An 11,686-nucleotide genomic window follows, 5' to 3' on the forward strand; every position below is an offset into this window, starting at 1 on the left:
ACGGCATACGTTCATCGCGTTGGTGAGCGCACTGCTCCTCGCGCTGACCGCGCTGCCCGCGACCGCAGCCACCACCGGTAAGGCCCCCGCCTTCCGTGCCCTGCTCTTCACCCGCGCCGTCGGCTATGTGCACGCCTCCATTCCCGCCGGCATCCAGATGTTCAAGGAAGAGGCGGCCGCCAACAACTTCGAACTCGTCGAGACCGCCGACCCCGCCGTCTTCGACGACGCGTTGCTGAAGGATTTCGACGTCGTCGTCATGCTGCAGAACTCCGGCATGGTCTGGGACACCGACGCCCAGCGCGAAGCCATGCAGACGTACGTACGCAACGGCGGCGGCGTAGTCGCCGTCCACAACACCCTCGACATGGGGATCGAGGACTCCTTCCCCTGGTGGGACGAGGCCATCAACGGCGGCGTCCACATGCCCGCCCACTCACCCGGAGTCCTTCAGGGCACCGCCAAGGTCGCCGACCGCGTCCACCCCTCCACCGCAGGACTCCCGGAACGCTGGGAGCGCCCCGAGGAGTGGTACAACTTCGACAAGAACCCCCGTGGTGACGTCCACGTCCTGGTCACCGCCGACGAAACCACGTACAACCCCGGCGGATCCGCCATGGGTGCCGACCACCCCATCTCCTGGTGCCGCAACACCGAGGGCGGCAGGGTCTGGGCAACCGCCATGGGCCACGACACGGCCTCGTACAGTGAAGCCGCCTTCCGCACCCATGTCATCGGCGGCGTCAAGTGGGCCGCGGGCAACAAGCCCGGCGACTGCGGCGGCACCGTCTGGAGCGGCTACGAGAAGGTCACTCTCGACGACAACACCGCCGACCCGATGGAGCTCGATGTTGCCAAGGACGGCCGCGTCTTCTACATCCAGCGCAGCGGCGAGGTGAACATCTACGACCCGGCGACCCACGCCACCACCACCGCCGGGAAGCTCGATGTCTACACCGGCGGCGAGGACGGCCTGGTCGGCATGGAACTCGACCCGGACTTCAAGAAGAACCACTGGATCTACCTCTACTACGCCCCCGCAGGCGCCACCGAGGACGTCAACCGGCTCTCCCGCTTCACGGTCAAGGGCAACAGTCTCGAACTCACCAGCGAGAAGAAGCTCATCGACGTCCCCGCCTACCGCGACCGCACGTTCCCGGAGCCCGGACACACCGGAGGCGCCGTCGAGTTCGGTCCCGACCGTACGCTCTACCTCGGCGTCGGCGACGACACTCCGCCCAACCTCGACCCGAACTGGCAGGGTTACGCCCCGCTCGACTGGCGCGAGGGCAAGCAGATGCTGGACGCCGCCCGTACCGCGGGCAATACCAACGACCTGCGCGGCAAGATCCTTCGCATCAAGCCGAAGGACTCCGGTGGCTACACCATTCCCAAGGGCAACCTCTTCGCCCCGGGAACGGCCAAGACCCGCCCCGAAATCTATGCGATGGGCTTCCGTAATCCGTTCCGCTTCACCGTCGACCCCAAGACCGGCTACGTCCACGCCTCCGACTACGGCCCCGACCGCGGACTGCCCACTACCGACCGTGGGCCCGAAGGCCTCGTCGAGTACAACGTCATCAAGAAGGCCGGCAACTTCGGCTGGCCGTTCTGCCACGGCAACAACCAGGCCTATGCCCCCTACAACCCGGACACCAAGGAGGTCGGCCCCAAGTTCGACTGCGCCAACCCGGTCAACCCCTCGCCCAACAACACCGGTCTGACCGAGCTCCCGCCGATCCAGCAGCCGGAGATCTGGTACGGCTACGGCGAATCCAAGGAATTTCCCGAGGTCGGCAGCGGCGGCTCGGCCCCGATGAGCGGTCCCGTCTACCACTACGACAAGAAGAACCCGTCCACCACGAAATTCCCCGCCTACTTCGAGGGCGTCGGCTTCTTCTACGAGTGGTCACGCAACTTCGTCAAGGAAGTCCGCTTCGACAAGGACCAGAAACTCCTGAAGATCAATGACTTCCTGTCCTCTCAGAAGTTCAACAAGCCGATGGACATGACGTTCGGTCCCGACGGATCGCTCTACGTCCTCGAATGGGGCAGTTCCTTCGGCGGCGGCAACAACGACTCCGGGCTCTACCGCATCGACTACGCACAGGGACAGCGTGCGCCGGTCGCCAAGGCCGCCGCCTCCGCCACCGACGGCCCCGTACCGCTGAAGGTCGACTTCTCCAGCGAGGGCAGCAACGACCCCGACGGCGACACGCTCAGCTACGCCTGGGACTTCGACGGCGACGGTACCTACGACTCCACCGACGCGAACCCCAGCCACACCTACACGGTCAAGGGCGACTTCGCCGCCCAGCTCAAAGTCACCGACTCCACCGGCAAGTCCGGCTACGCCAACATCCCCGTCACCGCCGGTAACACCGCACCCAAGGTGACCATCGACTTCCCGGTCAGCGGCAAACTCATCGAGTTCGGCGACAAGATCCCGTACAAGGTCACGGTCACCGATCCCGAGGACGGCCCGGTCGACTGTTCCAAGGTCACCGTCAACCCGGCACTGGGACACGACGACCACGAGCACCCCACCACCGACATCCCCGGCTGTGAAGGCACCGTGGACACCGGAGACCTGGGCGGCCACCCAGAAGGCGCGGACCTCACCTACGTACTCAACGCCAAGTACACAGACAAGGGCGGCGACGGCGTCTCCGCCCTCACCGGCTACGGTCGCGCCGTGCTCCAGCCGAAGCACAAGCAGGCGGAGTACTACGATGCCCAGTCCGGTACCCGGATCGTCGCCCAGGAAGGCGCCGAGAACGGCAAGCGGATCGGCGACGTCTCCAACGGCGACTGGGTCGCCTTCGACCCGATGAGCGTCGAAGGGATCGGCACGGTCAGCTACCAGCTTTCCTCACCGTACGGGGTCGGCGCGATCGAACTGCGCGCGGACGCCCCCGACGGCCCACTCCTCGCCACCACCCCGGTCCCCAACACAGGTGGCTGGGACAACTATCAGGCAACCCCGGCCGTGCCGGTCCAGGAACTGAAGGGCACCCACAAGCTGTATCTCGTCTTCACGTCCCCGCAGGACAATTCGTTCGACGTGGACGCAGTCGACTTCAAGAGCCCCTGACCGACCGCGCTCCGGCCGGAGGGAAAAGCACAACAGCGCGCTGCAGGCCCGGTGTGTCGGCACCGGACCCGCAGCGCGCGTCCCCCTGGGCAGGGTCAGCGAGTGCCGACCGCGGCTCGCACGGCCCGGCGGGCCATAGCGCAGTCGTCATGCAGCCGGCGCAGCAGCAGCCGTTGCTCCTCGCTCGACGAGAGCACACCCGGCCGGTCCTGACCGGCTGCCGCGGGCGCCGGCTCCCGCATGGCCCGCTGGACAGCCGTCTCGTACGTACGGATCTCCCGAGTCAGCACCAGCATCAGGTTCACCAAGAAGGCATCCCGCGCCGCAGGCCCCGCGGCCTGCGCCAGCTGGCTGATCTGACGCCGCGCGGCCGGTGCGTCGCCCAGGACCGCCCAGAGCGTCGCCAGGTCGTAGCCCGGCAGATACCAGCCCGCGTGTTCCCAGTCCACCAGCACCGGACCCGTGGGCGACAGCAGGATGTTGGAGAGCAGCGCGTCTCCGTGACAGAACTGCCCCATGCCCTGACGGCCGCCCGCATGCGCCAGACCGTGCAGCAGCTTCTGCAGATCGCCCAGATCACGGTCGGTGAACAGCCCCAGCTCGTGGTAGCGGGCCATTCGCGAGGCGTAGTCCAGCGGCGCGTCGAAGAGCCCCGGAGCCGGCCGCCAGGCATTGACCCGGCTGATCGCGCCGAGCGCGGCCCGCACATCCGCACGGGGTGGCGCCTCCGACGGGTGCCGGGTCAGCGCAGCAACCCGGCCGGGCATCCGTTCGATCACCAGAGTGCAGTTCTCCGGGTCGGCCGCGATGAGCCGGGGCACCCGCACCGGCGGGCGGTGCCGGACGAACGCACGATATGCGGCTATTTCGTGACGGAACCGCTCCGACCATGCGGGGGAGTGGTCCAGTAAACACTTGGCGACCGCAGTCGTGCGACCGGTGGAGCCGACCAGGAGCACCGAACGGCCGCTGCGGCGCAGCACCTGGACCGGATTGAACTCCGGGCAGATCCGGTGCACCGAGGCGATCACCATCCTCAGCTGAGCGCCCTGCGGGCCGGACAGGTCCAGCCGCCCGCTCAGGGGAGGGCCGCCCAGTCCCGTCGGCCGCCGCGGCCGAACCGTGCCGGGTGCCGACGGAGCGGCATGCGGTGCGAGGTACGGCCCGCCGCCCGCACCCAGGGGGCGGAGCGGCCGGGGCGGGGCGGTCACGGAGGACGATGCTGTGTACATGGGCGAGACAGATCCCTTCGTGCGCCGACAAGTTGCGTGCACCGCCCCGGCCGGCGGCCGTTCGGCACCCTGGGGAGTACCTAGGGCTGCCGGGCGGGGTGGCGCTTTCCTACCTGACATCGGACCGCGGGTAGCAGACCATCTGGCGCACCCTGGCGAACCCTGGCGAATAGTCGCAACGCATCTGACAGGGGGTTACTGTCAACACAGCCGAGAACCTGGGGGCTTGAAGTGACTGGAGAACCCAACACCCGCCTGTCCGACCTGTTCGGCCTTGCCGGCTGGTCCAAGGGCGAACTCGCGAGAATGGTGAACCGGCAGGCGGCGGCCATGGGCCATCCGCAGCTGGCCACCGACACATCGCGGGTGAGGCGTTGGATCGATATGGGGGAGTCCCCCCGCGATCCCGTGCCCAAAGTGCTGGCTGCCCTGTTCACCGAGCGGCTCGGTCGTGTCGTGACCATCGAGGACCTCGGGTTCGGCCGACGCGGGCGTGTGGGGAAACAGCGGGAGGTCGGGGAGCAGCAAAATCCCGACGGACTGCCGTGGGCGCCCGAGCGGACGGCAGCGGTCCTCACCGAATTCACGGGAATGGACCTCATGCTCAACCGACGCGGCTTGGTGAGCGCGGGCGCCGCGCTCGCCGCAGGATCGACCATCACCGGCCCCATGCACGAATGGCTGCACACCGAGCCTGTGCTGGCAGCCGATGCTCCAAGGATCGACGACCCTCTGTACGCGGACCCGGCCGGTTTCGACCGGTACGAGGCCGCGCCCATCGGGTCGGAGGAGATCGAGGCGCTGGAACGGTCCGTCGAGGTGTTCCGCGCCTGGGACGCGTCCCGGGGCGGCGGACTCCAGCGCAAGGCCGTGGTGGGCCAGCTCAACGAGGTGGGCGGCATGCTCGCCTTCCGCCACCCCGAACATCTGCAGCGCCGTCTCTGGGGCGTCGCGGCCAATCTCGCCGTACTCGCGGGATGGATGTCCCACGACATCGGTCTCGAACCGACCGCCCAGAAGTACTTCGTCATCGCCGCCCACGCGGCGCGCGAGGGCGGCGACCGCCCGCGCGCGGGCGAGGCGCTCTCCAGGGCGGCCCGTCAGATGGTCCACCTGGGCCGTCCCGACGACGCCCTGGACCTGATGAAGCTCGCCAAGTCCGGCTCCGGAGACATGGTGCTGCCGCGAACCCAGGCCATGCTGCACACCATCGAGGCCTGGGCGCAGGCGTCCATGGGCCGGGGCAAGGCCATGCGCCGGACCCTCGGCGAGGCCGAGGAGCTCTTCGTATCGGACAAGAGTGATGTGCCGCCGCCCAGTTGGATGCAACTGTTCGACGAGGCGGATCTGCACGGAATGCAGGCCCTGGCGTTCCGCACGCTCGCCGAACACGATCCGTCGGTGGCGATCGTGGCTCAGCGCCACGCCAAGCAGGCACTGGAGCTTCGGGCCAACGGGCGCCAGCGGTCCAAGATCTTCGACTACATCTCACTCGCCTCGGCGTGCTTCATCGCCGACGATCCCGAGCAGGCCGACCGCTATGCGCGCCTCGCCCTGGTGACGATGGGGGAGACCTCCTCGCACCGCACCTGGGACCGGCTGCGCGAGATGTACCGGCTGACGGGCCGGTTCGCGGGCTACGCGAAGATCGAGGACCTGCGCGAGGAGATCAAGCTCGCCCTGCCGCAGAGCTCCATCATCAAGCGGCCAAGGCGCTCGTCGGAGATCTGACATGCGGGCGCTGCAGTGAGGACACCCCGACCACCAACTGTCCGACCGACCACCGTCCGGCCACCGGCTGTCCGAGCACCGCAGGCGTAGGCGGTTCGCCCTCCTGCGTACCGCGCCGTGTTTGGCGTCCCGCGTGTTCGTGTCTCCGCGCGCGTCCCCGTGCCCTACGCCCCGATGCGGGCGATCAGCACGCACGCGTCGTCCAGGCGCTCGGTGCCACCGAACTCCGCGACGACCGTCCGTACGCACTCCTGTGCCGTACGGGCCTGCGCGAAGTGCGGTGCGAGGGCAAGCAGCGCGTCCGGGCCCGCACCCCGGTCGCTGTGACGGTTCAGCCCGTCGGTGTGCAGTATCAGCACATCACCGGGCAGCAGGTGTACTTCGTCCTGCTCGTACGCGATCCCGGCAGCCGCGCCGAGCAGGACGCCGTCCGGTGGCGGCAGCGGGCGTCCCTCTCCGTTGCGGAACAGCAGCGGTGCGGGGTGCCCCGCCTGTGACCAGGCGAGGGTGCCGGTGGCCGGATCGAAACGGCAGCACACCGCACTGCCGAGAGCGGGCTGGACGGAGGATTCCAGTAACTGATTGAGATGCCCCATGAGCGCCCCGGGCTCGATGCCGGCCACGGCCATCCCGCGCAGCGCGCCCAGCAGCATCGCCATGGCCGAGGTGGCCTGGATGCCGTGGCCGGTCAGATCGCCGACTGTGAGGACGGTCCTGCCGTCCGGCAGTTCCAGGGCGTCGTACCAGTCACCGCCGACCAGGGCGCTCGACTCCGACGGAAGGTAGTGGGCCGCGATGTCCAGCGCGCCCGCTCCCCGCGAAGGAAGCCGTAGCGAGCCCCGCCACGGGGGAAGCACGGCCTTGTGAAGCTCGACCGCCATCCTGTGCTCGGTCCGCGCCATGTGCTGCCGGCGCCGTAGCGAGTCATGGGTCGTGTGCACCACTTGCTGGCTGCGCCGCAGTTCGCTGACATCACGCAGAACCGCCCACATGGAGGCCGTGCACCCGTCCGCGTCGAGGACGGGCTCGCCCATCATGTGGAGCGTGCGCATCCGGCCGTCGGTCCGCAGGATGCGGAATTCGCCGTCTATCGGCTTTCCGTCGACCAGACAGTCGGTAACCAGCGCGGTGAGCAGAGGCTGGTCCTCGGAAAGAAGCATGGACGGGAGGTCGTCCAGCGAGAGAGGTCCCGCATCGGGGGACCTGCCGAAGATCTGGAACAACTCCTCGGACCAGGTGACCTCGTCGGTCAGCAGATTCCACTCGGCGCTGCCCACCCGGCCGATCAGCGAACCGGGCCGCGGCTCGTCGAAGGTCGCCTCCGCGGCGTCCTGCGTCCAAGTCTCCGTGGGCTGTTCCGAGGCCTCTGGCGCAAGGCCTTCCCTGAGCTGTCCCAGCTGCGTGCCGAGATCGTCGAGGTGGTGGACCGCCAGATCACAGAGTGCGCGCTGCCAGCGCATCTCATGGTCTTCCTCGTCGATCAGCACCGCGTCCCGCCGCACGGCATCCACGTCGCCACGCAACCGACGGGTCCGGTTGATCAACGCATCGACGGCATCGCGTTCGGGTGGCTGTGGGGCGGGGCGGTCCGCGGACAGATGGGACGGCATCTCGTACTCCGATACAGGCGCGGCACGACCAGGTCTGAAAGGTGGACCGTAGACGACTGTCGCACAGGCCGCGGGACCCCGTAAGGGATTTGGCAACACTCGATGGGTTGTTGCTTCTGGCATATGTCATAGGCTGTGCCGCGCGTTGCCCCGTCGAACATCCGTCCTGTAGACGGAAGTTGACGCAAGTCATCCGGCGCGCGCAGATGGTTGTGCGCCTGCGCTCGCCGTTCCCCGGGCGGCGCGCCCGGCCGGAACGGGGCATATGCGAGGGGGCTCGCCATGGCGGGGTCTCGAAGCGAATTGTGGGCGGGAATGCGGCTGGGCCCTCTCGCGTTGCAACACCAGAACGAAAACGATACCCATTCCCATAAGAGGGCAAGTGGGATCGACGCAAGAGAGTGGAGGCGTCCATGGCGCGCAGTGAGACCCGCCCCGTCGTGACGCTCCGGTCGACGGCCGGAACGGGGCAGAGCTATGTGACGCGCAAGAACCGCCGGAACGATCCCGACCGGCTGGTCCTGCGCAAGTACGACCCCGTCGTGGGGCAGCACGTCCTCTTCCGTGAGGAGCGCTGACCGCCGCACCCGCGTCGGGTTCCTGATCCCATCCACCTCCCTGCAGTGGCAAGGAAGGAATGCGCATGAAGTCCCGTATTCACCCTGTCTCCCGTCCGGTGGTCTTCCGTGACCGCGCGGCGGGGGTTGCCTTCCTGACCCGTTCGACCGCGGACGCGGATGAGCGGGTGGCGTGGGAGGACGGCCGGAGCTATCCCGTCATCGACGTGGAGACCTCGTCGGCGAGTCACCCGTTCTACACCGGGACCAAGCAGGTGCTGGACGCGGCCGGTCGTATCGAAAGGTTCAATCGCCGCTACGGCGGCCAGGCGGCCGGCAGCTGATCCGCACCAGGAAGACCCGATTCCGTGCCGTGCATCACAGTCCGGGGTGCGGATGCTCGGGAACGGGGCGCGATGGTTTATCGTTCACCTATGTGTGGATGTCGCACATCGTGCCCACATATGAGCCGCCCCGGCTGGATTCCCCCGATCCGGCCGGGGCTTCCCTTTACCCCGTGGTGGGCGCGGTCGAGCCCCGGGAGCGTCTCCTGGGCACCGACTCGATCAACAGCGCACCCACTGCGGGCGCCACGGCCACCGTAGCTGCGGCACCCGGCCAGAACCGTACGGCCAGCGCGGTCACTGCCGCCCCTGCCACGACCGCGATCAGTCGGCCGGCCACCCAGCCGTCCCCCTGGTTGCGCGACCGCAACGTCACGCGGCTGACGAGAGACGTGAGCGTGCCTGTGAAGTAATTGGTGGGCGTCGCACGGATACGGCCCTGAATCCCCATGGCCACGGCAATGAGCACCAGCAGTTCCAGCCGTTCCCCGTCGGAGGTGATCAGGTCCAGAGCCCACAGCACAGCCGCCGCGGCCAGCAGTGCCACCTCGATCAGCAGCATCACCGGCAGAGGCCACCGCAGCCGCTCGCTCATCCACGCACCGCACATGACCCCGAAGCCGTACGAAACGAGTGCGGTGATCACACGCAGGGCCACGCCGTGCTCCCCGACACCGGCGGCGGAAGCGCCCAGCAGCACCAGATTCCCGGTCATCACTCCGGCGAAGACCTGACCGACACAGATGAAGACGAACGCGTCCGCGGCCCCGGAAGCGGCTGACAGAAGCAGCAGGGCCCATTCGCTCCGTGGATCGCGTCCGGTGAGGAGGGTAGGAGTAGACACGCCTGCATTCTCGGCTCAGCCCCTGCGAAGGCGCCGACTCGCAGCCGGTACGGCGCGGCGAGCCGGCGCAGTCCGAGCACCGGCACCGCGCCGTCGTGCACGGTGACATGACCTTAGAGTTCTGCATTGTGAACAGACATATAGCCTTTGAGCGACTGCACAACTTCCGTGACGTGGGCGGATATCGGGGGGACGGCGGCCGCCCGGTCCGCTGGGGGAGGCTCTACCGATCCGACTCGCTGGGCAAGCTCCGGGGCGAGGACTGGGACCGTTTCCTGACCCTCGGCGTCCGCACGGTCATCGACCTGCGTTACGACTGGGAGATCGCAGCCAAGGGGCGAGTGCCCGACACACCGGGACTGCGCTACCACCACCTCAGCATTGAGCACCGGCCCTACGACCAGGCGGCACTGGGCCCGGATGTGGAGACCGGACGCTTCCTGGCGGACCGGTACGCGGAGGTCGCCCACGACGGAGTTGCCGAGCTCCGCCGCGCCCTGGACGTGCTCGCGGCCGAGGACAGCGGACCCGTCGTCTTCCACTGCGCATCGGGCAAGGACCGCACCGGGCTGCTTGCCGCACTTGTTCTGTCCCTGCTCGGTGTGGCCGAGGATGACATCGTCGCCGACTTCACCCTCACCGAGCTCGCCACCGAACGGCTCCTGGCGGACTGGCGGGCGGACCACGCCGACCAGGATCCGCTCTGGCCCGGTTACGGCAAGGCGCCCTCTGACGTCATGCGGTTGTTCCTGGCGGATCTCGCCGCGACCCACGGCTCCGTCCGCGACTACACCGCCGACCTCCTGGGTGCTGACGAGAAATTGGTGGCTGCGCTGCGCAGAAACCTCCTCGAACCAGCCGGGGAAGGCTGACCGGCCGCACGCGGCACGACTGCCGGGAGCGCCTGAGCGGGCGCGTGCGGGTCCGCGGAGATGATTCTCGCGTGGTCTGCTCACGGGCCTGCTCGCATCTCTGCTTGCGAACGGGGCAGCCGGCCCAGGTCCTGAGCTTCCCTCCGCAGGAACTCCTGGATCTGGTCCGGGACACCAGATCGGCCCGTGGCCGATTGCAGGGCCTCCTCCGGCCCGACGTGGGTGACGCCGTATGCGCCGACGGCGTACGGATCACTCGCCGACGAGCGGGACGGGGAAGGGGCTGTTCGTTCTGTTCCTGGTCCTCGGACTGTTCCTGGTCCTCGGAGTGGCCGTCGGTATCACCACATCAACCACCGCCACTTGGTCGACGGAGCCCGCAGACGGCATAGGAAAACCCTGTCCCGATCCGGCACGCACGAGGCAAGATCATGGGATGACATGGACAGCACCTGATGTGAAACGCACACCCGGTTCACTCGTGGCCGGTGAGCGGGAGATGCTCACGGGCTATCTCGCCTGGTTCCGCAACACACTGTTGCACAAGTGCGCCGGCCTGAACGGGGCGCAGCTCGCCGAACAGACGGTATCGCCGTCGAATCTCACACTTCTCGGACTGATCCGCCACATGGCGAAGGTCGAACGCGTCTGGTTCCGGCAGCGGTTCGCCGGCCAGATGCTCGACCCCATGTACGACCCCGAGAAGGGCAAGGACGCGGACTTCGAGGACCTGGACCCGGCCCGCGCCGCCGAGGACTACGCGCGCCTCGTCGAGGAATGCCGGCTGGCGGACGAGATCGTTGCCGATGCCTCGTTGGACGACACCTTCTCCCATGCCGACGAGGTGTACTCACTGCGCATGGTCCACGTCCACATGATCTCGGAGTACGCGCGCCACATCGGCCACGCCGACCTGTTGCGCGAACGGATCGACGGTGTGACCGGGTGGTGATGCGCCACTGAGAGAGGCTCGGCCCGGTAGCTGCTCAGCTGCCGGGACATTCCGGCCCGGGGTTGGCGGTGCACGGTCCCGGTGCCGGGTCGAACAGCGCGATGTCCGCAGCGAGGGCGGCGAAACGATCCGTGCCGAATCCGGCCGCCGCCACGCGACGAGGTCCTGCAGGGAGCGGCCGTAGCGGTCGAGGGCGGGGACCACCAGGGTGTCGCCGGCCGCGAGGAAGGCGTGGCACGCCTTCAGCTCGGGCCGCAGGTCGTTCTTCCCGACTTCTTGTCGGCGAAGATCCGGCGGCAGCCGACCGCGTTGAGGGCGTCGAGCTGGCGGTCGAGCTTCTGTCCTCCGGTGGACACCCAGGCGTAGCCGATGCGGATCTCGGTGCGGACGGCGGGTTCGGCGACCAGAGGTTCGAACTGGGTGTCTTCAAGTGGCTTACTCACGCCCGGA

At 68.1% G+C, this 11,686-nt stretch carries 11 protein-coding genes; 6 read left to right on the forward strand and 5 right to left on the reverse strand.

The features are described from left to right. The first annotated feature begins 22 nt into the window (after positions 1–22). On the forward strand, positions 23–3,094 hold the full coding sequence (locus tag OG609_RS39720; RefSeq protein ID WP_327277252.1) for a ThuA domain-containing protein: 3,072 nt from the start codon (positions 23–25) through the stop codon (positions 3,092–3,094). A gap of 95 nt (positions 3,095–3,189) precedes the next feature. Here OG609_RS39720 and OG609_RS39725 read toward each other — a convergent pair whose 3' ends face one another. Continuing rightward, positions 3,190–4,326, reverse strand: coding sequence for an aminoglycoside phosphotransferase family protein (locus OG609_RS39725; protein ID WP_327277253.1), 1,137 nt, complete (start codon positions 4,324–4,326; stop codon positions 3,190–3,192). A gap of 231 nt (positions 4,327–4,557) precedes the next feature. Between OG609_RS39725 and OG609_RS39730 the strand changes: the two genes are divergently transcribed. Then, complete coding sequence (locus OG609_RS39730) at positions 4,558–6,057, forward strand: DNA-binding protein NsdB (RefSeq protein ID WP_327277254.1); 1,500 nt, start codon at positions 4,558–4,560, stop codon at positions 6,055–6,057. Positions 6,058–6,221: 164 nt separating this feature from the next. Here OG609_RS39730 and OG609_RS39735 read toward each other — a convergent pair whose 3' ends face one another. Further along, positions 6,222–7,667, reverse strand: a complete 1,446-nt coding sequence (locus OG609_RS39735) for a PP2C family protein-serine/threonine phosphatase (protein WP_327277255.1) — start codon at positions 7,665–7,667, stop codon at positions 6,222–6,224. Between the two features lie 413 nt (positions 7,668–8,080). On the opposite strand from OG609_RS39735, the gene rpmG reads away from it, so the two are divergent. Together rpmG and OG609_RS39745 are read left to right on the forward strand one after the other, a co-directional pair. Beyond that, a complete protein-coding gene (gene rpmG, locus OG609_RS39740) occupies positions 8,081–8,245 on the forward strand; it encodes a 50S ribosomal protein L33 (RefSeq protein ID WP_327277256.1) in 165 nt (54 codons plus the stop codon). Between the two features lie 65 nt (positions 8,246–8,310). Then, positions 8,311–8,568 (forward strand): type B 50S ribosomal protein L31, encoded by a 258-nt coding sequence (locus OG609_RS39745; protein ID WP_327277257.1) that lies wholly within the window; start codon positions 8,311–8,313, stop codon positions 8,566–8,568. 166 nt (positions 8,569–8,734) lie between these two features. Here OG609_RS39745 and OG609_RS39750 read toward each other — a convergent pair whose 3' ends face one another. Next, positions 8,735–9,412, reverse strand: a complete 678-nt coding sequence (locus OG609_RS39750; protein WP_385648653.1) for a YoaK family protein — start codon at positions 9,410–9,412, stop codon at positions 8,735–8,737. 128 nt (positions 9,413–9,540) lie between these two features. On the opposite strand from OG609_RS39750, the gene OG609_RS39755 reads away from it, so the two are divergent. Continuing rightward, positions 9,541–10,284 (forward strand): tyrosine-protein phosphatase, encoded by a 744-nt coding sequence (locus OG609_RS39755; protein ID WP_327277258.1) that lies wholly within the window; start codon positions 9,541–9,543, stop codon positions 10,282–10,284. Positions 10,285–10,720: 436 nt separating this feature from the next. Next, a complete protein-coding gene (locus OG609_RS39760; RefSeq protein ID WP_327277259.1) occupies positions 10,721–11,236 on the forward strand; it encodes a DinB family protein in 516 nt (171 codons plus the stop codon). Here OG609_RS39760 and OG609_RS39765 read toward each other — a convergent pair. Together OG609_RS39765 and OG609_RS39770 are read right to left on the reverse strand one after the other, a co-directional pair. Then, a complete protein-coding gene (locus OG609_RS39765; protein WP_327278343.1) occupies positions 11,135–11,536 on the reverse strand; it encodes a recombinase family protein in 402 nt (133 codons plus the stop codon). The genes OG609_RS39760 and OG609_RS39765 overlap by 102 nt on opposite strands. Further along, the gene (locus tag OG609_RS39770) at positions 11,479–11,679 is read right to left on the reverse strand and encodes a recombinase family protein (protein ID WP_327277260.1); all 201 of its coding nucleotides are present in this window, start codon (positions 11,677–11,679) and stop codon (positions 11,479–11,481) included. Before OG609_RS39770 ends, OG609_RS39765 begins: the two co-directional genes overlap by 58 nt. Positions 11,680–11,686 lie beyond the last annotated feature (7 nt).

It is taken from the genome of Streptomyces sp. NBC_01224 (assembly GCF_036002945.1).
Classification (GTDB): domain Bacteria; phylum Actinomycetota; class Actinomycetes; order Streptomycetales; family Streptomycetaceae; genus Streptomyces.